The organism is Kitasatospora sp. NPDC048722, assembly GCF_040650235.1.
Taxonomy (GTDB): Bacteria; Actinomycetota; Actinomycetes; order Streptomycetales; family Streptomycetaceae; genus Kitasatospora.
On the sequence record NZ_JBEZGX010000078.1, the window covers coordinates 10875 to 35101 of the forward strand.

At 75.8% G+C, this 24227-nt stretch carries 12 protein-coding genes; 5 read left to right on the forward strand and 7 right to left on the reverse strand.

Translation table 11 applies throughout. The annotated features are described in order from the left end of the window. Window positions 1-16: 16 nt before the first annotated feature. The 7 genes from AB0C76_RS36715 to AB0C76_RS36745 form a co-directional block, all read right to left on the reverse strand. Complete coding sequence (locus tag AB0C76_RS36715) at window positions 17-5149, reverse strand: beta-ketoacyl synthase N-terminal-like domain-containing protein (protein WP_359974070.1); 5133 nt, start codon at window positions 5147-5149, stop codon at window positions 17-19. Between the two features lie 68 nt (window positions 5150-5217). Continuing rightward, a complete protein-coding gene (gene pabB / locus AB0C76_RS36720; protein ID WP_359974072.1) occupies window positions 5218-7359 on the reverse strand; it encodes an aminodeoxychorismate synthase component I in 2142 nt (713 codons plus the stop codon). A gap of 29 nt (window positions 7360-7388) precedes the next feature. After that, entirely contained in the window at window positions 7389-8147 is a 759-nt protein-coding gene (locus AB0C76_RS36725) for an alpha/beta fold hydrolase (RefSeq protein ID WP_359974074.1), read from the reverse strand. Window positions 8148-8209: 62 nt separating this feature from the next. Beyond that, complete coding sequence (locus AB0C76_RS36730; RefSeq protein WP_359974075.1) at window positions 8210-8404, reverse strand: ferredoxin; 195 nt, start codon at window positions 8402-8404, stop codon at window positions 8210-8212. Between the two features lie 37 nt (window positions 8405-8441). After that, window positions 8442-9662, reverse strand: a complete 1221-nt coding sequence (locus tag AB0C76_RS36735; RefSeq protein WP_359974077.1) for a cytochrome P450 — start codon at window positions 9660-9662, stop codon at window positions 8442-8444. 28 nt (window positions 9663-9690) lie between these two features. Then, window positions 9691-10749, reverse strand: a complete 1059-nt coding sequence (locus tag AB0C76_RS36740; protein ID WP_359974079.1) for a DegT/DnrJ/EryC1/StrS family aminotransferase — start codon at window positions 10747-10749, stop codon at window positions 9691-9693. A 52-nt stretch (window positions 10750-10801) separates the two neighbouring features. Beyond that, the gene (locus AB0C76_RS36745) at window positions 10802-12187 is read right to left on the reverse strand and encodes a glycosyltransferase (protein WP_359974081.1); all 1386 of its coding nucleotides are present in this window, start codon (window positions 12185-12187) and stop codon (window positions 10802-10804) included. Between the two features lie 439 nt (window positions 12188-12626). Here AB0C76_RS36745 and AB0C76_RS36750 point away from each other — a divergent pair, with 439 nt between their 5' ends. From AB0C76_RS36750 to AB0C76_RS36770, 5 genes are all read left to right on the forward strand, one after another. Next, complete coding sequence (locus AB0C76_RS36750) at window positions 12627-15473, forward strand: LuxR family transcriptional regulator (protein WP_359974082.1); 2847 nt, start codon at window positions 12627-12629, stop codon at window positions 15471-15473. 329 nt (window positions 15474-15802) lie between these two features. Then, window positions 15803-18766, forward strand: a complete 2964-nt coding sequence (locus AB0C76_RS36755) for an AAA family ATPase (RefSeq protein ID WP_359974084.1) — start codon at window positions 15803-15805, stop codon at window positions 18764-18766. A 3-nt stretch (window positions 18767-18769) separates the two neighbouring features. Further along, window positions 18770-21709 carry an AAA family ATPase gene (locus tag AB0C76_RS36760; RefSeq protein WP_359974086.1) on the forward strand — a complete coding sequence of 980 codons (2940 nt, stop codon included), beginning with the start codon at window positions 18770-18772 and terminating at the stop codon, window positions 21707-21709. Window positions 21710-22099: 390 nt separating this feature from the next. Beyond that, entirely contained in the window at window positions 22100-22753 is a 654-nt protein-coding gene (locus AB0C76_RS36765; RefSeq protein ID WP_359974092.1) for a PAS domain-containing protein, read from the forward strand. A gap of 267 nt (window positions 22754-23020) precedes the next feature. Further along, window positions 23021-23914, forward strand: coding sequence for an NmrA family NAD(P)-binding protein (locus tag AB0C76_RS36770; protein WP_359974088.1), 894 nt, complete (start codon window positions 23021-23023; stop codon window positions 23912-23914). The last annotated feature ends 313 nt before the right edge of the window (window positions 23915-24227 follow it).

The window sequence follows — 24227 nt, forward strand, 5'->3', positions numbered from 1 at the left end:
GGGCGGTCGGGGCACGTCAGTCGACGGCGTCCATCAGGCGGAAGAGCTCCTCGTCGGTGGCCGCGTCGAGGTCCGGCCCGGGGCCGGGGCGGGCCGGCCCGGCGGGCGCGGCGCAGCGCCGGGCGAGGTCGCGCAGCCGGGTGGCGGTGGCCGGGTCGAGGGCGGTGCCGGCGGCGAGCAGCGCGGCGAGCCGGTCGACCAGGTCGGCGGCGGTGGGCTCCGGTCCGGCACCCCGGTCGAGCCGGTCGCGGAGGGCGCCGATGGCGCGGACGACGGCGGCCGGGGTGGGATGGTCGAAGACGAGGGTCGCGGGGAGGGGGGTCCCGGTGGTGGCGGCGATGCGCTCGCGCAGCTCGATCGCGTTGACGGAGTTGACGCCGAGGTCGGAGAACGCGTGGGCGGCGTCGAGGTCGTCGGCTCCGCGCCCGAGCACGGCGGCGGTCTCGGCGAGGACGAGCTTGAGGAGGAGGGCGTCGCGCTCCTCGGGGCCGGCCGTGGCGAGCCGGTCGTCGAACAGCGGTGCCTCGGCATCAGTTGTGGCCCGCCGTGCCGGTGCGGCGGGCGCGAGCCAGTACGTCTGCCGCTGGAACGGGTACGTCGGCAGCGGCACGGGCCGGGCGCCGGGCAGGACGGCGTCCCAGTCCACCGGCACGCCGTGCAGGTGGAGCCGTCCGGCGGCGGTGAGCAGGGCGCGCGTCTCCGCCGCCTGGTCGGCCGAGCCGGTGGTGATGACGGCGACCGACGTTCCGGCGTCCCCGGCTGCCAGGCACTCGCCGAGCATGGGGGCGAGCGCGGCGGCGGGTCCGAGTTCGAGACAGGCGTCGACGCGCTCCGCGCCCAGCCGGGAGACGGCGTCCCGGAAGCGGACCGGCTCCCTGGTCTGCCGCACCCAGTGGCCGGGGTCGCGGGCCTCCTCGGCGGTCAGCGGTCGGCCGGTGACGCCGGAGACGAGCGGCACGGCCGGTGCGGCGAAGGACAACCCCTCCAGGACGCCGCGGAATTCGGCCAGCATCGGTTCCAGCAGCGGCGAGTGGAAGGCGTGCGAGACGCGCAGGCGCGTCGTCCGCCGGTCGGAGAAGTGTGCCTCGATCGCCGCGACCGCGTCCTCGGCGCCCGAGACGACGACGGACGACGGCCCGTTGACGGCCGCGAGCGAGACGAACTCGCCCAGCAGCGGCAGGACTTCGTCCTCGGTCGCCCGGACGGCGAGCATCGCGCCACCGGCCGGGAGGGCCTGCATCAGCCGCCCACGGGCGGCGACCAGCGTGCACGCGTCGGCCAGCGACAGCACCCCGGCGACGTGCGCGGCGGCGATCTCGCCGACCGAGTGCCCGGCCAGCAGGTCGGGGCGCACGCCCCAGGACTCCAGCAGGCGGTGGAGCGCGATCTCGTGGGCGAACAGCGCGGGCTGCGCGAACTCCGTCCGGTCGAGGAGTTCTCCGGAACGGTCCCACAGGACGGAGCGCAGCGGCCGCTCCAGCAGCGGATCCAGGACACCGCACACCTCGTCCAGGGCTGCCGCGAACCCCGGGAACGCGGAGGCGAGTTCGCGTCCCATCCCGGACCGCTGGCTGCCCTGCCCGGCGAAGACGAAGGCGAGCCGCCCGCCCCCGTCGCGCCGACCGGTCGCCGGGGCGACCGGCGAGGGCTCACCGGAGGCGAACCGCCGCAGCGCGTCGACGAGTTCGGCACGGTCGGCGCCGGCCAGCAGTGCCCGGTGATCGTGGACGGCGCGGGTGGTGGCCAGCGCGTGGGCGAGGTCCGGCAGAGCGTACGAGGGGTGGGCGGCGACGTACTCGGCCAGCCGCCCGGCCTGGGCCCGCAGAGCGGGCTCACCGCGGGCGGAGAGCACCAGCGGCACCGGACGGTCGTCGGCGTGCTCGGAGGTCACGGTGCCGTCGGAAGCCCCGGCCGCCACCGGCGCCTCCTCCAGCACCACGTGCGCGTTCGTCCCGCTGATCCCGAAGGACGACACCCCCGCCCGCCGCGCCCGCCCGTCCTCCCGGGGCCACGGCTGCGCCTCGGTCAGCAGCCGGACGGCGCCGGAGGACCAGTCCACGCCGGTGGTCGGCTCGGTGACGTGCAGGGTCCGCGGCAGCAGGCCGTGCCGCAGCGCCTGCACCGTCTTGATCACACCGGCCACCCCGGCCGCCGCCTGGGCGTGCCCGATGTTCGACTTGACGGATCCGAGCCACAGCGGCCGGCCCGCCGGGCGCGCGCCGCCGTGGACGGCGAGCAGCGCCTGCGCCTCGATCGGGTCGCCGAGCGAGGTCCCGGTGCCGTGGGCCTCGACGGCGTCGACGTCGCCGGGGGCGAGTCCCGCGTCGGCGAGCGCGCGACGGATCACGCGCTGCTGCGCGGGGCCGTTGGGCGCGGTGATGCCGTTCGAGGCGCCGTCCTGGTTGACGGCCGAGCCGCGGACGACGGCGAGCACCGGGTGCCCGTTGCGCCGCGCGTCGCTCAGCCGCTCGAGTACCAGCAGGCCCGCGCCCTCGGCCCACGCCGCGCCGTCGGCGTCGTCCGAGAAGGACTTGCAGCGGCCGTCGGCGGCCAGGCCGCGCAGCCGGGAGAACTCGACGAACGACGTCGGCGTGGCCATCACCGCGACGCCGCCGGCCAGGGCGAGCGAGGACTCGCCGGAGCGCAGCGACCGGCACGCGAGGTGGAGGGCGACGAGCGAGGAGGAGCACGCGGTGTCGACGGTGAGCGCCGGGCCCTCCAGGCCGAAGCAGTACGAGATCCGTCCGGCCAGCGCGCTGCCGGCCGTGCCGATCCCGAGGAGCCCCTCCAACTCCGAAGGTGCGCCCGCGCCCGGACGGACACCGTAGTCGTGGTACATCGCCCCGGTGAAAACGCCGGTGCGGCTGCCGCGCAGCCCGGTCGGGTCGATCCCGGCGTGCTCCAGCGCCTCCCAGGCCGTCTCCAGGAGCAGCCGCTGCTGCGGGTCGGCGGCCAAGGCCTCGCGCGGGGAGAAGCCGAAGAAGGCGGCGTCGAACCGGCCTGCGCCGTCGAGGAACCCGCCCCGGCGGACGTAGGACGTCCCGGGGTGCCCGGGGTCGTCGTGGAAGAGGCCGTCGAGGTCCCAGCCGCGGTCGGTGGGGAACGCGGAGTCGGTGTGGGTGCCGTCGGCGACGAGCGTCCAGAGGTCGTCGGGGGAGGAGACCCCGCCCGGCAGGCGGCAGGCCATGCCCACGATCGCGATGGGCTCGTCGGAGGCGTCGTGCCGGCCCTCGTCCCGCTGGTCCACCGAAGCCCCCGACAGGAGGGACGCGACGGCGGCCGGGGTGGGGTGGTCGAAGCCGAGGCTCACCGGCAGCGGCCGGCCGGCCGCCTCCGCCAGCAGGTTGCGCAGCCGGATGGTGCGCACCGAGTCGAGTCCGTACGCGCGGAACGCCGTGTCGGCGCCGATCGGTTCGTCGTCCGGGCCGCGCTCCATGACCTCGGCCGCGCACGAGCGCACGAGGTCCAGCGCCTCGCCGTAGTCCAGCGCCTCGCCGCGGTCCAGCGCCTCGCCGTGGTCGAGCGCGGACGGACCCGGGACGGACGCCTCCCGGGCTGCCAGCTCCTCCAGCGACCGCCGGTGCAGCTTCCCGGCCGGCGTGCGCGGGAGATCGTCGACGGTCACCAGTTCCAGTGGCATCTTGTACTCGGCGACCTCGCGCTCCCGCAGGAAGCCGGTCACGGCCCGCAGCCCGATCGCGGGGTCGGCCGCGCGGGTGAGCACCAGGCACGGGATCTCGCCGAGCCGCGCGTCCGCCCGCCCGACGACGGCGAGCGGCCCGATGCCCGGCATCGCCGCCAGCAGTTCCTGGACCTCGGTCGCGTCGAACTTCCGCCCGCCCACGTTGATCAGTTCGGCGGCGCGCCCGTGGAAGCGCAGCAGTCCGTCGGCCCCGAGGCTCGCCCGGTCGCCCGTGCGCAGCCAGCCGTCCGGCGTGACGGCCGCGGCGGTCAGTCCGGGCTCGCGGTAGTAGCCGCGGAACATGCTCGGGCTGCGGTACTGGAGGTCGCCCGGCTCGCCCGGGGGCAGTTCGCGCCCGTCCTCGCCCACGATCCGTGCGCGCGCCCCGCGGGTGGGCCTGCCGACGCTGCGCACGGCGGCGCCGACCGGGTCGGCCGGGGAGGTCCGGGTGCCGGTGCCCAGTTCGGACATGCCCCAGACGACGACGAGTTCGCCGCCGAGCGCCGTCCGGACGTCGGCGGCCAGCGCGGCGGGGATCGCCGCTCCGGCGGTGCGCACCTCGTGCGGCCGGAAGCCGGCCGGCTGCCCGCTGCGGGCCAGGGTGGTGACGACGTCGTGGAGCTGCGCCGGGACGGCGAAGACGGCGCTCGGCGCGGTGGCGCGGGCGAGGGCGAGGAAGCGCTCCGGGTCCCAGCCGCGCAGGAGCACCTGCCGGCAGGCGCGGAACAGCGCGGTGTGCAGCGACTGCAGGCCGAAGAGGTGGGTGAGCGGGCAGGCCGTCAGGATCGCGTCGGCGAAGGCCGGGCCGCCCTCCTCGGCGACGGACGCCGTGTTGGAGAGCAGCCCGTCGTGGCTGTGCAGGCAGATCTTGGGCCGGGCCGAGGTGGTGCCGGAGGACGGGACGAGGACCAGCGGGTCCTCGGGCCGCACCTCCACGGGGTGCGGCGCGTGGCCCGCCCACGCGTCGGTGAGCCGGTCCAGCGCGTGGACGCCGGCCGCGGCCGGGGCCTTGGCGCCCTCGACCAGCACCGCCCGCAGGGAGGGCACGGCCGTCAACAGGTCGGGCGCGGTGGCCGCCGCCTCCGCCGGGAGCAGCACGGCCACCGGGTCCACCCGGGCCAGCAGCGCCCGCACGTCGGCGGCGCCGTGCCCGGCGTGGACGGGCAGGAGGACGGCGCCGGCGGTGGCGACGGCGACGTGCGCCGTCTGGTACTCCCGGCAGTTGGGCAGCTGGACGGCGACGACGTCGCCCGGCGCGACGCCCAGCTCCTGGAGCGCCCGGGCCAGCGCGGCGGCCTCGTCGGCCCACTGGCGCCAGGTCAGCTCACGCTCGCCGTCGACCAGGGCGACGGCGTCCGGCGCCCGGCGCACCGCCGCCGTGAACACGGCGGGCAGGGTGTGGCCGCCCAGCGCCCCGGGGGAGCCGGCGGCCGGATCGATCGCGTAGTCATCGCTGTGGACGGACACCTTCGCTCCTGACGGGGTCGCTGGGCGGCTGCGGCGGCCGTCCCCAGCCTGAATTGCGGAGGGGGCTCTCAGCCCGAGACGGCCGGGAAGGCCCTCGACGGACGTCGCCGGCGCGCGGTGGCCGGCGGGTTCTGCAGGGGGAGCGCGGTGTCGAGCAGCGCGAGCAGCGGGCGGGCCTTGACCACCGTCTCGTCGAACTCGCCCTCGGCGTCGGACAGCGCGATGATCGCCCCGCCGACCCCGTAGCGCAGCCGCCCGCCGCTGAGCACGGCGGTGCGGATCACGATGCTCAGGTCGGCGGCGCCGCTGAGCGAGAAGTAGCCGATCGCGCCCGAGTAGATGCCGCGCGGCCCGTTCTCCAGCCGGTCGATGAGCTGCATCGTGCGCAGCTTGGGCGTGCCCGTCATCGAGCCGCCGGGGAACGCCGACCGGACGCCGTCGACGGCGCTGCACTCGGGGCGCAGCCGGGCCCGGACGGTGCTGACGAGCTGGTGCACGGTGGCGTACGTCTCGACGTTGAACAGCGGGTCGGCGACGACGGAGCCGGTCCGGGCGCAGCGCCCGAGGTCGTGCCGCACGAGGTCGACGACCATGAGGTTCTCGGCCCGGTCCTTCTCGCTGGTGGCGAGGTCGGCGACGAGCAGGGCGTCCTCCTCCCGGGTGGTGCCGCGCGGCCGGGTGCCCTTGATGGGCTTGGACTCCATGAGGCCGTCCGGGCCGATCCGCAGGAAGCGCTCGGGGGAGGAGCTGAGCACGGCGAGGTCGCCGAAGGAGAGGAAGGCGGCGAACGGGGCCGGGCTGATCCGCCGCAGGGCGCGGTAGGCCTGCCACGGGTCGAGGTCGGTGGGGGCGTCGATCATGTTGGTCAGGCAGACCTCGTAGGTCTCGCCGGCCGCGATCTCGTCCTGGCACGCGTCGATGAGCTTGAGGTAGGCATCGCGGGGGTGGCGCAGTCGCAGCCGGGCGTCCTCGCCGGGCGGGGTGTGCGCGGGCGGGTCGGTGTGCGGGGCGGGCCCGGTGAGCAGGGCGGCGGTCTCGTCCAGCCACGCGAGGGCGGTGGCGTCCCGGCCGTCCTCGGCGAGGGCGAGCAGGTGGGCGGCGCCGGTGTGGTGGTCGACGACGACGGCGCGGTCGGCGAAGACCATGACGGCGTCCGGGTCGGGCGAGCGGTGGGCGCGGTCGCCGCCGCACTCGGCCTTGAGCTCGTAGCCGAGGCAGCCGACCCAGCCGAGCGCGAAGTCGAACGGCAGCTCGGGCACGTCGACGTCCAGCGTGCGCAGGTCCTCGTCGAGCCAGGTCAGGAACTCGCCCTCGATCACCTGCGCGGTGTCGCCGGCGGTCACCGTGACGGTGCCGCGCTGGACGTCGGCGGTGGCGACGCGGGCGAGCGGTCCGGCGGCGTTGCCCATCGCGGAGACGTGCCCGAGGCGGCCGCCGGGCAGGCTGCTGTCGAGCCAGAACGGGTGGCTGCCGCCGCGGAAGACGCGGTCGAAGACGGTCTCGGCATCCCACCCTGTCCCGACCTGCCGGGTCAGGACCGTGAGCCGGCGCGCGGGCGGCCGGGGTGCGGCCCCGGGCGCGGCCTCGGGGGCGGTACGGGGGCGGGGCGGGGCGGGGCGGCGGTGGCGCCCGTGCTGCTCGGTGAGGTCGCGGAAGTTGGACAGCAGCCGCTTGCCCGCCTCGGTGCCGATCGACTCGGGGTGGAACTGCACGCCCCACATGGGGAGTTCGCGGTGGCGCAGCGCCATCACCACGCCGTCGTCGGTGGCCCACGCGATCGGTTCGAGGGCGGGCGCCAGGGAGGTGACCGCGAGCGAGTGGTAGCGGACGACCTCCAGCGGGTTCGGTAGGTGGTGGAAGAGCCCGGTGCCGGTGTGCCGTACGGCCGACGTACGGCCGTGCCGGGGCGTGGGTGCCCGGCCCACGGTGGCGCCGTGCGCGAGGGCGAGGCCCTGGTGGCCGAGGCAGACGCCGAGGACGGGCAGCCGGCCCTCGCGGGCTATGCCGGCGCAGTGCCCGAAGTCGGCGGGGTTGTGCGGGGTGCCGGGGCCCGGGGAGAGCACGACGTTGTCGAACGCGTCGAGCAGTTCGGGCCGGAACGCGGGGTCGTCGTTGCGGATGACCTCGGGCTCGCGGCCGTTGGCCTCGGCGAGGTAGTGGAAGAGGTTGTAGGTGAAGGAGTCGTAGTTGTCGACCAGGAGTGTGCGCATCAGGGGTCCTTGTCCGGGCCGGCGGTCCGTCAGCGGAGCGCGGCGAGTTCGGCGGAGATCTCCCGGAGCACCGCCGCCTGCTGGTCGGCGAGGAAGAAGTGGCCGCCGGGCAGGACCTGGAGGCGGAAGTCACCGGCGGTGTGGGCCCGCCAGGCGCGGGCCTCGGCGATGGTCGTGCGCGGGTCGGCGTCGCCGGTGAGGGCGACGACCGGGCAGCCGAGCACGCGGTCGGTCCCGCACGCGTAGCGCTCGATGGCGCGGTAGTCGGCGCGGATCGCCGGCATCGCCATCCGCAGGATCTCCTCGTCCCCGAGCAGTTGGGCGTTGGTGCCGTTGAGCAGCTTGAGCTCGGCGATGACGCCGTTGTCGTCCTGCCGGTGCACCGTCTCGGTGCGGGTGGTGGACGGCGCCCGGCGGCCGGAGGCGATGACCGCCCCGGGCGCGTGGGTGCCCTTCTGCTCCAGCCGCCACGCGGTCTCGAACGCGAGGACGGCGCCCATGCTGTGGCCGAAGTACACGGTGGGCCGGTCGTCCAGGGTGAGCAGTTCCTCGGTGATCCGGTCGGCGAGGGTCGCGATGTCCTCGACGCAGGGCTCCAGGCGGCGGTCCTGCCGGCCGGGGTACTGCAGGGCGATCACCTCGGCCTCGGCGGACAGGGCCGCGGAGACGGGGTGGAAGAAGCTCGCGGAGCCGCCGGCGTGCGGGAAGCACACCAGCCGTACGGCGCGGTCCTCGCCCGGGTGGAAGCGGCGCAGCCACAGCGTGCTCGCCGTGCCGGGACTGGTCATCGGGTTGGTCCTCTCTTCGGGCCCGTCAACGGGCTCGTCTTCGGGCCGTCGCGGGGCGGGGGTCAGTCCCGGTGGACGGTGATGGCGCCGGACGGGCAGAGCGTGGCGGCGGTGTCGACCGCGTCGCGGTCCTCGGGGGCCACGGCGGGGTCCTGGAGTGCGACCACGCCGTCGTCGTCCTGGTCGAACACGGCCGGGGCGTTGAGCACGCACTGGCCCGCGCCGACGCAGCGGTCGGTGTCGACGGTGATGCGCATGAGCGGTTTCTCCTGGAACGGTCGGGTGGGACGGGTGCTACCAGCGGACCGGCAGCGCGTGCAGACCGCACAGCACGCCGTCGTACTTGAGCGGCAGCTCCTCGACGGGCACCGCGAGGCGCAGGCCGGGGATGCGCTCGAAGAGCCGGCGGTAGGCGATCTCCATCTCGATCCGGACCAGGTTCTGGCCCAGGCACTGGTGGACGCCGTAGCCGAACGCGACGTGGTGGCGCTCGGTGCGGGCCGGGTCGAACGCGTGCGGGCAGGAGAACGCCTTCGCGTCGTGGTTGGCGGCGGCCACCAGCGGCACGATGCCCTCGCCGGCCCGGACCAGCTGCCCGGAGATCTCGACGTCCTCGACCGCGACCCGCAGGGAGACCAGGTCGGCCACCGAGTGGAAGCGCAGCGTCTCCTCGACCACCCGGTCGTCGCCGATCCACTCGGGGTGCTGGAGCAGCGTCACCACGCCGAGCGCGATGTTGTTGGCCGTCGTCTCGTGCCCGGCGATGAGCAGGAGCATCAGCACGCCGGACATCTCGTGGGGCTCGATCGCACCGGTGGCCAGCAGCCGGCTGATCAGGTCGTCGCCCGGCCACTTCTGCTTGATCGCCACCAACCGGTTGATGTAGCGGAGCAGTTCGCGCGAGGCGGTGTCGCGCTGCTGGTCGGTGGAGGCCTGGATCGCGACCAGGGTGCGGGTGCGGGACTCGAAGAAGTCCCGGTCCACCGGCGGCACGCCGAGCAGTGCGGAGATGACGAGCGAGGGGACGGGCAGCGCGAAGTCGGCCACCAGGTCGGCCTCGTCGCCGGCCGCCAGCATCGCGTCGATGCACCGGTCGACGGTCTGCTCGACCGCCGGCCGCAGCTCCCGCACCCGCCGGACGGTGAACTCCGGGATGAGCGCCTTGCGGAAGCGGTCGTGCTCGGGCGAGTCGAGGCCGACGAACCAGCCGGGGATCTGCTCCTGGCGGGGCACGCCCATCGTCTCGCTGACGTTGGGGAAACCGGGGTGGTCCGGGTTGGAGCTGATCTTCTTGTTGGTGAGGACGGAGCGCACGTCCTCGTGCCGGGTGACCAGCCAGACCTTGCGGCCGTTCGGCAGGTAGGAGACCACCAGGCCCTGCCGGTCCCGGTAGTCCTGGTAGCGCGGCGGGGGGAAGGACTCGCCGGGCACGCGCAGCGGGAAGTCGACCACCGGCGGTTCGGCGCTCGTCGTGCTTCCCGCCGCGGTGTCGGGCGGCGCGGTGTCGGGCGTCATGGGTTCGGGTCTCCTCCGGCGGGCCGGTTCAGGACGCGCCGTAGAACGCGCGGACCGCGCCGATCACGCGGTCCTGGTCGGCGGGGGTCAGGTCGGTGTAGGTGGGCAGGTAGAGGCCGTCGGCGGCGAAGCGGGCCGCGTTGAGGCCGGACCAGGCCGGGTCGAGGTAGCCGGGCTGACGGCTCATCGGCTGGAAGAACAGCCGGGTCTCGATCCCCTCGGCGGTGAGGAACTCGCGCAGTTCGGCGCGGCGTTCGGCCCGAACGTCGTACATCCACAGCACGTCCCGGGGCGGCATGAGGGTGATCCCGGGAACGTCCTTGAGGCCCTGGTCGTAGCGCTGCTCGATCTCGCGGCGGGTGGCGAGGATCGCGTCGAGGCGCTCGGTCTGGGCGAGGGCGACGGCGGCCTGCATGGCCGTCATGCGGAAGTTGTAGGCGAGCTTCTTGTGGACGAAGCTGTGGTCGGTGGTGAAGGCCATGGCGCGCAGGTGGTCCAGCTGGGCCGCCAGTCGCGGGTCGTCGGTGAGGCAGATGCCGCCCTCGCCGGCCGTGATGATCTTGTTTGCGAACAGCGAGAAGCACGCGATGTCGCCGGTGGGGCGGATGCCGTGGGCCTCCGCCGAGTCCTCGACGACGCGTAGGTTGTACTGGTGCGCGAGGTCCATGACGGCCGCCATGTCGCAGCGCCGGCCGTAGACGTGCACCGGCATGATCGCCTTGGTGCGCGGGGTGATCTTCTCCTCGATCCGCGCGACGTCGATGTTCAGGTCGTCCGCGCAGTCGACGAACACCGGGGTCGCCCCGGTGTAGGTGACCGCCCAGGCGGTGGCGATCATCGTGAACTCGGGGACGATCACCTCGTCGCCGGGGCCCACGCCGAGGGCGCGCAGCGCCAGGGTGAGCGCCGCCGTGCCGGAGGAACAGGCCACGCCGTGGGCGGAGCCGTTGTAGTCGGCGAAGGCCCGCTCGAAGCGCCGGACGTACGGGCCCTGGGAGGAGATCCAGCCGTCGCCGATCGTGCTCGTGACGTACTCCAGCTCGCGCCCGTCCAGGCTGGGCCGGGACACGGGGATGGTGAAGGGCATGAAAGGTCCTCGCTCGGTGCGTTGGTCGAAGGGGGGAGTCGCCGGGAGAGGGTCAGGCGAGGGCGGGCAGGGCGAGCAGGAGGTCGGCCGCGGTGGTGCGGCCGCCGGCGGCGCGTTGCAGGGCGCCGATGCGCTCGGCACGCTCGCGGAAGGAGCCGTCGCCGAGCACGCGGGTGAGCTTGTCGACGACGTCGGCCGGGTCGATGTCCTGCGGCCGGTCGAGGGTCAGGCTGATCCCGAAGTCCCGGCCGCGCACGGCCTGGTCGTAGCAGTCCACCCACAGCGGGCGCACCACCAGCGGCTTGCCGAAGTACACGCCCTCGTGGAAGCCGTTGCCGCCGCCGTGGGTGAAGAACACCCCGACCTTGGGGTGGGCCAGCACGTCCAGCTGGGACGGCAGCCAGCTCTCGATCCGCAGGTTGCCCGGGAGCCGGTCCGCCGGCGGCAGCAGGTGCTGCTGCTCGGCCGGCAGCCGCCACAGCACCTGGTGGCGCCCGTCCAGGCGGCGCGCCACCTCGACGAGCGCGGCCACCTGGGGCCGGGTCAGCCGGGTGATGGTGCCGAACCCCATGTAGACCACCGAGGACTGGGCGTCGAGCCAGTCCATGACGCCGGTGTCGTCCGCGGCCCGCGTGGACTCCGGCAGTGGCGGCACCATCGCGCCGACCAGCTTGACCTTCCCCGGCATCTCGAACGGGTAGTCGAGCTCCCGCACGGAATTGCACAGCACCATTTCGGCCCGGTCGATCCGGGTCATCGGGCTGGGCTTGGGCAGCCCGAGTTCCTTGCGCAGCCGGGCGTCCTCGGAAAGCACCTTCCCCATGGCCGGGTTGAAGAAGAGCGCGAGCGTGCGCAGCTTGAACAGCCGGTTGGCCAGGCGTTGGCCGAAGCCCATCGGGTACGGCAGGCCGGAATGCGGGACGGGGAAATCCTTGGGCGTGTACGAGCTGCCGAATGGGCTGTGCGAGGTGAGTACATTGCTCGGCAGGAACGGTACGCTGAGTACGAACGGGATGCCCCGGGTCAGGGCGAGGTCGACGGCGAAGGAGCTGACGCAGTCGATGACCATCAGGGCCGGATTGCACTTGTCCACCACGGCCGCGAGCCGGCGGTATTTCTCGGCCTGCAGATCGGGCCGGTAGGACTGGTGGATGACGGCCCGGTGGGCGCGGAAGCGGTCCGGCTGGGTCACCTCGCGGTAGACCTCGTCGCTCCAGCTGACGGCCGACAGCTCGGAGAACACCTCGCCGAGCGAGGCGAACTCCACCGCCGAGGCGTCGGCGAGGGCCAGGACGTCGGCGCGCCGGGGCTCGTCGGTGGCGAACCAGAGGTCCGGCACTCCCCGGCGGGCCAGCTCACCGGCCAGCACCAGCAGCGGGTTGAGTAGCCCGCTCTCCGGCAGGCTGACGAACAGGATCGGACGCTGCGGGGCGCTCATGCGCCCACCTCGCTGCGCTCACTCATCGGACTCCCTCGGGGCGTGGGACGGCTGGGGGTGCACCCCACCTTGGTCTCACGCCCCGCGCCGGGAATTCCTTAGTCCTGGACGGGGCCGGCCCCGGGTCCGTCCCGATCGTCCGGGTGCGCGCGGGTTTGGACCGTGGCCCGGCGGTAAAGACAAACCAACGGGAGGTTCAACATTCCTTGGGGGATCCGGCCGCGCGCCGCGAGGGGGAGGACGGCCACCGGCCCGGACGGCGCGACGGCGTCGTGGCGGCCGGAACTCGTCCGGGTACCCGTGCTGTTCTTGACGGGTCCCATACATATTTGATCGTATGACCCGGGGTACTGTTGCACCTGTCAAACCGCAATTGTCCTGCGGTCCGGGCGTGGTGTCGGAATAGCGGTATCGTCCGCGCTTGGGGGGTGAAGGTTCCGTGCTGCCTACGGCAGGAATTCCCGACCAGGGGAAGATTTTCGGTCGCGCAGGTGAACTGGCGACGCTTTCCGGACACGCCGGGGCCGGCCGCCGCGGGAACGCCGGCTGCGTCGTCCTCACCGGCCCGGCCGGAATCGGGAAAACCCGGCTGCTCGCGGAGCTGCGGGCCGAATCCGCCCGGCACGGCGCGCTCGTCCTGCACGGCGAACGGCCGGACGGCACGGGCTACTCGGGCCTGCGCGCCCTCTTCGCCGGGAGCGGCGCGACATCAGGTGACGGGACATCGGGCGGCGCGGCACTGGCGGCACACCTGCCCGGACCGCGACGCGCGCACTCCTTCGACCCCGCGGAGGCCTGCCCCGTCTTCCACGCCCTCTACCGCGCCGCGGCCCGCCTCATGACGGACCGTCCGCTCGTCCTCGCCCTCGACGACGCCGAAGCCTGCGACGAACACACCCTGCGCTGGCTGGACTTCCTGCTCCGGCGCTCGGCAGGGCTCCCGCTGCTCGTCGCCCTCGCCCGCCGCGACGGCGCCCGCCCGGCCGCACCCGCGGCCTGGCTCGACCTCACCGCGGACCCGTTCGTCAGCCCGCTGCCGCTCACCCCGCTCGACCGCGCCGCCGTCGCCGGCCTCGTCGGCCGGTGGTCGCCCGCCCCGGTCGAGCCCGCCTTCGTCGACCGCCTCGCCGAGGTGTGCGGCGGCAACCCGCGCACCACGCTCCACGTCCTCGACGAACTGGCAGCCCTCGGCCACGGACCGGACACCGCCGGCGCCGACCGCGTCGCCGAACTCGGCGCCCGCACGCTCGCCCGCGCCGTGCGCGCCGTACTCGACGCCGCACCCGCGACCGTCCGCGCCGCCGCGGCCGCCGTCGCGGTGCTCGGCACCGCCCGCACCGACCTCGTCGCCGCCCTCGCCGGCGTCCCCGGCCCCCGCGCCGACGAGACCGTCGCGATGCTCGGGGAATGCGGCGCGCTCACCGCCGCCGGTGACGTCCACCCGGCCGCGCGCACCGCCCTCCTCGCCCCCGGCGACGGCCGCCGGGCCGCCGAACTGCACGCCAGGGCCGCCCTGTTGCTCAGCGACGCGGGCCGCCCGGCCGAACAGGTCGCCCGGCACCTGATGGAAGTCCCCGGCATCCCGCAGCCGTGGATGGCCGCCGTCCTGTGCGACGCCGCCACCGCCGCCGAGCAGCGCGGCGCCTTCGACCTCGCCGCCGGCTACCTGCACCGCGCCCTGGACACCACCCCCGAGGACGACCGGCTGCGCCTGCGCCTGGCCGTCGCCCTCGCCCAGACCGACCCGCTCGCCGCCGTCCCGATGTTCCGCGCCGCCCTCGCCCTCGCCGCCGATCCCGCCGACCGGGCCCGGATCGCCGTCGAGTGCGCCATGGCCTGCCTCGCCGTGCCGCTCGCGCCGACCCACCGCGCCGAACTCGCCGAGGCCCTCGAACGCGCCCTCGACGGACCGGACGGCGGCTGGGGCCTTCGCCTGCGCTGGCAGGTCCGCACCGCCCTGCTCGTCACCGGCCGCGGCCGGGCGTCGGCCGTCGCCACCGTCCCCGTGCCCCGCGCCACCGCGTTCACCGTGGCCCGCGACGACGCCGCCAACGTCCAGGAGCAGGCCCTCGCCGCCCTGCGCGCCGCCCTCGCCGGGCACTCGCGCGAACTCGCCGTCGCCGCCGCCCGACGGGCCGTCGCCGCCGCCGGCCCGTCCTGCCCCGGCTGGCCGCTGATCACCGCCGCGGCCGCCCTCGCCCTCGCCGACGAGACGGACGCCGCGACCACCGCCCTCGACCGCGCCGTGCGCGGCGCCGGCCCGTGGTCCCGCACCCTCGCCCGCACCGGCCGCGCCCTCGTCCTGCACCGCGCCGGCGCCGTCGCCGAGGCCGAGGCGACCGTCCGCGCCGCCATCGAGGACTTCGGCGCGGCCGGCTCCGACGCCTGCCTGACGGCCCCCCGGGCCGTCCTCGCCGCCGTCCTCGTCGACCGCGGCGAAGCCCACCGTGCGGAAGCGCTCCTCGCCGGCACCGACCGCTCCGAAGCCGGTGGCACCGGACTGGAGGAACAGCTCTTCCTGCTCGCCCGCGGCCGCGCCCGCTGGGCCCACGGCGACGCCGACGCAGCCCTCCGCCTGCTGCGTGCCTGCGGCCGCGTCCAGTACGACGCGGGCGTCGCGAACCCCGTCTTCGCCCCCTGGTGGGCGGACTCCTGCCTCGTCCTCGCCGCCGTCCGGCGCCCGACCGAGGGCCGGGCCCTCGCCGAGTACGGCGCGGACCTGGCCGCCCGCTGGGGCACCGCCCGCGCGCTCGGCCTCGCCGCCCTCGCCTCCGGCGCCGTGACCCCCGGCCGGGACGGCCTCGACCGCCTCGCCGAGGCCGTCCACCTGCTCGCCGCGTCGCCGGCCCGGGCCGAACACGCCCGCGCCGAGTTCGGCCTCGGCCGCGCCCTCCTCCTCGCCGGCGACCCGGCCGGCGCCCGCGAACACCTGCGGACCGCCACCGCCCTCGCCGGCGGCTGCGGCGCCCTCGCCCTGGCCAGGGCCGCCCGCCGCCTGCTGATCACCGCCGGAGGCCGGATGCCCGAGGTCGCCACCTCCGCCGCCGACCTGCTCACCGGCGCCGAACTCAGAGTCGCCGGCCTCGCCGTCGACGGCGCGAGCAACCGGCAGATCGCGCGCACGCTCTTCGTCACCGTGCGCACCGTCGAGTCCCACCTGACCAGCGTCTACCGCAAACTCGGCGTCACCCGCCGGGACGGACTCGCACCCGCCCTGCAGGGCGCCCGCCGCGGCGCCGTCCGGGCCGCCGAGGAACCGCCCCCGGCCGGCGGGCCGACCGGCTGACGGCCACCACCTCCACACCGCGCCGATCCGGCGCACCTCACACGGCAAGGGAGCCCGAGACCCGGGTGAGCTGGATGAACGACGTTCCTGTGAGCCCGTGGGGCGAGACCTGCGACCCCACGGAGACCCCGTCGACGGCCTGGCCGACCAGGCCCGGGGCCCCGGACGGTCCCGGGCTGCCGCCCGCCCACGGCGCGCCCCCGATCGAGGCCGATGCCGCTGAAGGCACCTGCGCTGACGATGGGTCGGCGAGAACCGGAGCCGCTCTCCCGGCCCCGGGCGGACAGCACCCGCTCGACCCGGCGCACCCCGCCGCCCAGTCACCGTCCATGGTCCCGTCGGACGCGAGCGCGCCACACGCGCGGCCGCGCGAGCGTGCTGCCCTCGCCTCCGTCCTCGACGGCGCCTTCGCTTCCGCCACGGCCGCCGCCCACCCGGTCGTCGTGGCCGTCACCGGCGCGCCCGGCTACGGGCAGAACGCGTTGGTGCGGTGGGGCGCCACCCGAGCCGAGCGGGCCGGACTGCGGGTCCTGCGGGCCCGCGCCGCCCACGCCGAGTCAGGGCCGGCCCTCGGGGCCGTCGCCCAGTGGCTCGGCTCCCTCGACGGGCCGCTCGACCACCGCCCCGACGGTTCCGGCGCCCGCCCCCTGTCGGGCCTCGCCGAGTTACTGCGCGCCGCCAGGGCCCGGCCGACCGTCCTCGCACTGGAGGACGCCCAGTGGCTCGACGCGCGGTCCCTGCAGTGGCTGGGCGCGCTCTCCCGGCGCTGGGCCGGCGTCCCTCTCGCGCTGCTCTGCGGCGGCAGCCGCCTCGGGACGCCCGACCCCGACTGGTACGACCTGCTGGCCGGCACGTCCGGCGCGGCCACCGTGCACCGGATCGCGCTCGGACCGCTGGACGGCACCGACGTCGAGGGCGCCGTGCTGCGGGCCTGCGGTGGACCGGGGGAGGACGGGTTCGTCACGGCGGCGGGCAAGATCTCCGCCGGACACCCCGAGGTCCTCGACGACATCCTGCGGCGGTTCGCCGGCGACGGCCACCGCCCCGTCCTGGCCCGGGTGCCCGAACTCGCCGCCCTCGGCGGCACCGTGACCGGCGACCACCTGATGCGGGCCCTGCGCGGGCAGAGCGACGAGGTGGTGGCCGTGGTGCGGGCGCTGGCCGTCTGCGGCGACCTGCTCGACTTCCCGCTCACCTGCCTCCTCGCCGGCCTCGACACCCTGAACGAGGCCCGGCTGCACGCCGTCCTCGCCGAACTGCCCGGCGTCATCGCCGGCCCCGGCGTCGAACCGCTGCTCGTCCCGGCGTTGCGCTCCCGCGTCCTGGCCGCCGCCACCGCGGCCGAACGCGCCGACCTCCACACCCGGGCCGCCGAACTGGCCCACCGGGCCGCCGCCGACGACCTCGCGGTGGCCGCCCTGCTGCTCGGCGCGGCCCCCGCAGGCCGCCCCTGGGCCGTCCGGGCCCTGCAGACCGCCGCCGAGGCCGCCGCCCAGCGGCAGAACCAGCGGCACGCCGCCGCCCTGCTCGGCCGCGCCCTCGCCGAACGCCCCGCACCCGCCGAACACGCCCGTCTGACCCTCGAACTCGCCGCCACCCACCTGATCGCCGAACCCGAAGCCGGCGACCACACCCTCGACGCGATCCTCCGCCGCCCCGGCACCGCCGCGACCCCTGGCGACCCCTACCCGTACGCCGCCACCTCCGACGTGGGCCCGCACCCGTACGCCGACGCCGTCGACGCGCGCCCGTTCGCCGCTACCGCCGACGCCCGCCCGCGTTCGGCGTCCACCGGCCTGCACACCCAGGCCCCGGACGCCGTCCCGCTCCCGCGCTCCGCCACCCCCGACGCCCCCGCCTCAGCCCTGCGGGTCCGCGCCGCCGACCTCGGGCTCACCGGGGGCGCGGTCACCGTCGTGCGGCGGGCCGTCGCCGAGACGCTGCCCCGGCCGGAGGAGCCGTACCACGACGAACTGCTCGCACTCTTCTGGTGCGCCGACCCGGCCGATGACGGTGAGTCCGCCCTCCCGCTGCCCGAGCTGCCGCAGCTGCCGCCGTGTCCGACGGTCCCCGCGCAGGCGGCGGTCCGCGCCTGGCAGCTCGCCGTCGGCGGCCGCCGGCTCGACCTGGCCGGTGCGCTGGCCCGGACGGCCCTCGCCGCGGCCGGCTCCCAGGGGGACGACGTCCGCGACGGCCCGCTCGTCCAGCCGTGGCTCGCGGCCTGCCGGACACTGTGCCTCGCGGATGCCAACGACGAGGCGCAGGCGGGCCTGGACCGCCTGCTGCGCGCCCTGTCCGGGAACCGGCTGCGGCTGGCCGCCCCGCACGTGCTCGCGCTGCGCGCCGAACTCAACCTGCGGCGCGGCCGGTTGGAGCCCGCGGACCGTGACGTCGCCGAGGGCGAGCGAGCGCTGCGCCTGCTCGGCCGGCCCGACGCCGTCGCGCCGTACCTGCGTGCCGTCGGGATCCTCGTCGACCTCGAAAGCGGCCGCTGCGAGCGTGCCCGCGAACGGGCCGTGGCTCCGCTGCCCGCGGGCGCCGAGGCGAGCGAGCACTGGGCGCACCTGCTGTTCGCGCGGGCCACCGTCGCGCTCGGTTCGGGCCGTCCGGCCGAGGCCGCCGAGCTCCTGCGGGAGTGCGGCCGGCGTCTGCTCAGCCGGCACCGGCTCAACCCGGCGCTGCTCCCGTGGCGTTCGGTCGCGGCACTGGCCCACCAGGCCCTGGGCGATCCGGACGAGGCCGTCCGACTGAGCGAGCAGGAACTGCGGCTCGCCCGCCGCTGGGGCGCGCCGATCGCGATCGGCTGGGCCGAGCTCAGCGCCCAGCGGGTGGCGGACCGGCCCGGCCGGCTCGCCGGGATCCGCTCGGCCGCCACGGACGCGCTGCGCAGCGGCTCCGCCGGCCCCGGCTACGTGCGGGCGCTCGCCGAACTCGCCGCCGTCGAGCTCGCCGAGGGCGGCGACCGGCACGCCGCCGAGCGCTCCCTCGCCGAGCTGTGCGTGCTGACGGCCCGGCACCCGGCCGGCCCGATGGCGGCCCGCGCCCGCGACCTGGCCGGGACCCTGGACCACCACGTCGTCCCTCCCGTGGACCCGCGCTGGGAGAGCCTCACGCCCACCGAGCGGCACACCGCCGAACTGGCGGGCCGGGGCCGCAGCAACCGGGACATCGCCGCGCTGCTGGCCGTCTCCAGCCGCGCCGTCGAACTCCGGCTCAAACGGGCCTACCTCAAGCTCGGCATCCACGGTCGGCCCGAACTGCGGGCGCTGGTCCGTGCCATGGAAGGACACTGAACGATGCTCCACGACCGGGACACCGAACTCGCCGCGGTACGCCGGGCCCTGTGCGACGCCGACGGGGGCCGCTCGTCGCACCTGCTGCTCACCGGTCCGTTCGGCATCGGACGCTCGGCCTTACTCCGCGCTCTGCCCCGCCTGGCCGACGGTCTGCGCGTGCGGGTCCTGAGGGCCGACGCCGCCCCGATGGAGCAGGACTTCGCGTTCGGTGTCGTCCGCCAGTTGTTCGACAGCCTCCTCACCGTCCTGCCCGCCGACGCCCGGGAGCGGTGGCTCGCGCGCGCCGGAGCGGCTCGTGCCGTCCTCGGCGACTTCGTCCCGGACACCCCGGAGGTCCCGAACACCCCGGACACCCCGGACGCGACGGATCCCGCCGGCGCCGAGCCGACCGGCACGGCCCTCGCCGACGTGCGCCGCCTGCTCGCCGAACTGAGCGCCGACACGCCCCTGTTGCTGCTCGTCGACGACCTCCAGTGGGCCGACGGCCCGTCGCTGCGCTGGCTCGCCCACCTCACCGCCCGCCTCGACGGCCTGCGCGTCGTCGTGGTCTGCACGCTGCGCGACGGCGACCAGGGCACGTGGCACCCGCTGGTCCGCGAGGTCGCCGACACCGCCCGCGAACTGCGGCTCACGGCGCTGTCGCCCACCGCCACCCGGGCCCTGATCCGCGACCGCTTCACGGCCCCGGGCCCTCCGCAGACCGCCCGTCCGGAGACCGCCGGGCCGCGGACCGCCCGTCCGGAGACCGCCGAAGCAGACCCCGGCAGAACGGAACCCACCGGCATCGACGCCGAGTTCGCCGACGCCTGCCACCGGGCCGCCGCCGGCAACCCGCTCTTCCTGGTCTCCCTGCTCGACGCCATCGCCGCCACCACGGCCCGACCGACCGCCGCCCACGCCGAGACCGCCCGCACCCTGCGCCCCGGGCGCCTGCGCGACCGCATCGTGACGTGCCTGCGCACCCAGAGCACGCCCGTGCGCGACCTCGCCGCCGCGATCGCCACCCTCGGCGAGCCCGGCGACACCGCGCCCGCCGGGCGCCTCGCCGGCCTGGACCCCGTCGGCTGCGCCGCCGCCCTGAGCGCCCTGCACCAGCTCGGCCTGCTGCCCGACCCGCACCGCGCCGCCTTCGTCCACCCCGTCGTCCGGGACGCCGTCGAGGCCTCGATGAGCGCCGGCGAGCGCCAGCGCCGCCACGAGGGCGCCGCCGCCGTCCTGTACGACCTGGGGCGTCCGGCCGAGGAGGTCGCGGCCCAGCTGATGGCCGTCGCGGCCTCCCGGCACCCGTGGTCGGGCGCCGTGCTGCGCGGCGCCGCCGACACGGCGCTGCGCCGCGGCGAACCCGCGCCGGCCGCCCGCTACCTGCGCCGCGCCCTGCTGGACGTGCCCGACGGCGATCCCGAGCGCGCCCGCCTGCTGGTCGAACTGGCCGTCGCCGAGCGGTCGTTCGACCGGGCGGCGTGCGAGCGGCACATCGCCCAGGCGATCCCGCTGCTCGCCACCGCCCGCGAGCGCGCCGCCGCCGCGCTCCAGCTGCCGGCCAACTTCCTGCGCGCCGCGAGCCCGACCTCCGCCGCCCTGCTGCGCCGGGTCGCGTGCGAACTCGGTGACCCGGACACCCTCGACGGGGCCGCCCGCGAGGCCGCACTGCGCCTGGAGGCCCGGCTGCGCCACGCGGACTGCCGTGACCCCGCCCGGCTCGCCGACTCCATCGGCCGGCTCGGCGTGATGGAACCGGCGGTGTGCTCGCGCGGCGAGCGCGAGCTGCTGGCCGTCCTGCTGCACGCGGCCACGCTCGGTGCGGGCCGCCCGGCCGCCGAGCTGGCCGGGCTGGCCGAGCGGATCCTCGACCGGGAGCCGGCCACCGTCCGCAGCCCGCACTCCGTCGTGCCGCTGCTGGTGACCACGCTGGTCGGCGCGGACGCCCCGGGTGCGCTGGAGTCCTGGCTCTCGGCGGGCGAACGAGGGCGGCACCCGGGCGGCTCGGCCGAGGACTCCGCGCCCGGCCACGCCGAACAGGCCCTCGTCCACCTCGCTCGCGGCCGGCTCGCCCTCGCGCGGGAGCAGGCCGAACGCGCGCGCCTGCGCGCCGAGGCAGGCGGGCCCGAGGGCGACGGCCTCGCCACGGCGGCCCTCGCGGCGGTCGCGCTCGCGGCCCGTGACCTGCCGCTCGGCGCCAAGGTCCTGGCCGACGCGGACCGGCGCTGGCCCACGGGCGCGGCCCCCGCGGCGATGCTCGGACTGCTGCGCGCCCGTCAGCAGGCGCACCGCGGCGACCCTTCCGCCGCTCTGGACACCGTCCTCGCCTGCGGCCGCGAACTGGAGTCCGCGGGCTGGCGCAACCCGGTGCTCTTCCCGTGGCGCCCGTGGGCGGTCGGCCTGGCCCGCCGGCTCGGCGACACCTTCGCCGCCCGCGCGCTGATCACCGAGGAGCTCGCCCGCGCCGAGGCGTGGGGAGCCCCGGTGGCGCTGGGCCGCGCCCTGCGGCTCCAGGCCGCCCTGGCGGGCGGCGCGCGGGCCGTCGACCTGCTGCGGGAGTCGGTCGAGGTGCTGCGGCGCTCGGCCGACGAGCTCGAACGCGCCCGCGCGCTGCGCGATCTGGGCCGACGACTCGGCGGCGGGGCCGAGGCGGCGGCGGTGCGCAGGGAGGCGGCCCGGCTGGCCGCCGCGTGCGGCGCAGGCTGGTCCGAGGAGTGGGCCGCAGCCGCGCCGGGCCGGGAGGCCGGGGTGCCGGTGGACGTCGTGCTGACGCCGTCCGAGCGCCGTGTCGCGGACCTCGTCGGACACGGTCTGACGAACCAGGAGATCGCAGCCGAATTGCGGGTAAGCGCGCGGGCGGTGGAGAAACATTTGACGAATTCCTATCGCAAGCTCGGTATTTCCGGCCGCCGGGAACTTGTGACGGTTCTGTGCGAGGCTGAACCCGTTGTTCGGGTCTGATCCGGACGGTCGCGCCGGAAGGCCCGTTCGACCCGCTGCCAGGGAATCGAACTCATGCTCGCCGAACCGTGACCGAACCCCGCCGAACCTGCTCTGACCTGCAAGGACGTTGACCGTACCGAACGACCGGCCGAACCCCCCGACCCCACACCGAACCACCGGCCGTACGCCCACAGGATTGGACCGGACCAGCCCGGGCGCCGTTGACCTGCCGGATCGGCGGTCCCTAGAGTCGAAGCAGAGTTCACCGCGAATCAGGCCGTTCGAGTCGATCCGGCTCGAAAGAAATGGCCGGGATTTCCCGCGGAAATCAGCACCGCACACGCGCCCCGAAGGGATCCGACTGCCGTGGTCATCTCCTCTTCCGCCCTGGCCGATACCGCTCGGACCATCGTGTGCGATCGAGAGCCAGGTCCCGACGCGGCGCCGCAAACCCGTCCCGTCACCGATCAGGCCGGCCTCAACATGGCCCAGCTCGACCGCACCCTCACCATCCGGCAGGCCAACGAGGCCTTCTTCTGGCAGTTCGGGCGCTCCTCGTCCGAGCTCTGCGGCCGGACGTTCAGCGAGCTCGTCCACCCGAGCGTCCAGCAGCCGCTGCTGCGCCAGTTCTCCGGCCTCATCGAGGGCCGCCGGGACCGCTTCGCCACCGACGTCATAGCGATTGGCCCGGACGAGGAGACGTTCACCGTCCCGCTCACCGCCGTGATGGTCCGCGGCGGTCTGCCCGACGAGTCGTCGATCATGGTGATGATGCCCAACCGCGACGGCGAGGCGCCCGAGTCCGAGGTCGTCGCCGGCCGCAAGAAGCTGCTCAGCGAGATCGACGCCCGGATCCTGGAGGGCATCGCGGCCGGCGTCTCCACCGTCCCGCTCGCCGCCCGGCTCTACCTCAGCCGCCAGGGCGTCGAGTACCACGTCACCTGCCTGCTGCGGAAGTTGCGGGTGCCGAACCGCGCGGCCCTGGTCTCGCGCGCCTACTCGATGGGCGCCCTCAAGGTCGGCGTCTGGCCGCCGAAGGTCGTCGAGAGCTTCGTGAAGTAGCGGCACCGCAGGAGCACCGCCCGCCAACGGCGGGGCGCAGCCGGGCAGCACCGGCCGCGCCCCGCCGTTCGCGTCCTGCCGTCCCTTCTCCGCGCGCCTCGACGTCCGCTCAAGGTTCGCTCGAAGCCGGGTGGAGGGCGGTAGTCGAGTCGCTACGCACCGTGTTCTGATCGGATGCGGGCCCCGGAGACGGGTCTGGACGCGTGGACATGCACCTGAGCCTGGTGGCCATGGTTCGTCGTCCCGGAGTGGACTTGACTGGATGCCATGACGACGAACTCGCAGAACACCGGCAACCGGACCAGCATCCAGACCGCCGAGGGCGCGCAGAGCGCCCGGGCCGCCCAGGACGACCGTTCGACGGTCCTGGTGGTCGGCGGCACCGGCAAGACCGGCCGGCGCGTCGCGGACCGGCTGGCCGCCCGCGGCCGGGCCGTCCGGATCGGCTCGCGCGGCGCCGACGTGCCGTTCGACTGGAACGACGAGACGACGTGGGAGGCGGCGCTGGAGGGCGTCGGCGCGGCCTACCTCACCTACTACCCGGACCTCGCCTTCCCGGGCGCGGTCGAGTCGGTGGGCGCCTTCGCCCGGCTCGCGGCCCGGCGGGGCGTGGCGAAGCTGGTGCTCCTGTCGGGCCGCGGCGAGGAGGCGGCCGAGGCGGGGGAGAAGGCCGTGGCGGAGGCCGGCGCCCGCTGGACGGTGGTGCGCTGCGCGTGGTTCAACCAGAACTTCAGCGAGAGCTTCTTCCTCGACCCGGTGCGCGCCGGTGAGCTGGCGCTGCCGGTCGGCGACGCGGTCGAGCCGTTCGTGGACGCGGACGACATCGCGGACGTGGTGGTCGCGGCGCTCACCGAGGACGGGCACGACGGCGAGGTGTACGAGCTGACGGGCCCCCGGCTGCTCTCGTACGCGGACGTCGCGGCGGAGCTGTCGCGGGCGACCGGCCGGGAGGTGCGGTTCGTGCCGGTGTCGGTCGAGGAGTACCGGGCGGTCCTGGCGCGGGAGGGCCTGCCGGAGGACTTCGCGGAGCTGTTCTCGACGATCCTGGACGGCCGCAACGCCCACACCGCCGACGGGGTGCGCCGGGCCCTGGGCCGGGAGGCGCGGGACTTCGCCGACTTCGCCCGCGAGGCGGCGGCGTCGGGCGTGTGGGAGGTCTGAATGGGAGCCCCGAGCCCGCGCACCGGGGCGCCGACGGCCCGCCGCCCCGCCTGCCACCCCTCGAACTGCTTTCCGTAGCACCGCCCGTGAGAGTCCCCGCGCCCGCGGGGACCGGGTGAACCCGAAGGAAGCCCCTGATGCGCTCCGACCAGACCGCACCACCGTCCACCTTCCACGCCGCCTACGGCGCCCCCGCCGCCCCCGTCGCCGCCCAGGGCCGGGCCGCCGGGCCCGTGCTCGTGGCGGCGACCGTCGCGATGGGCCTGATGGCGGGCCTGTTCTTCGCCTTCGACGTCTCGGTGATGCCGGGCCT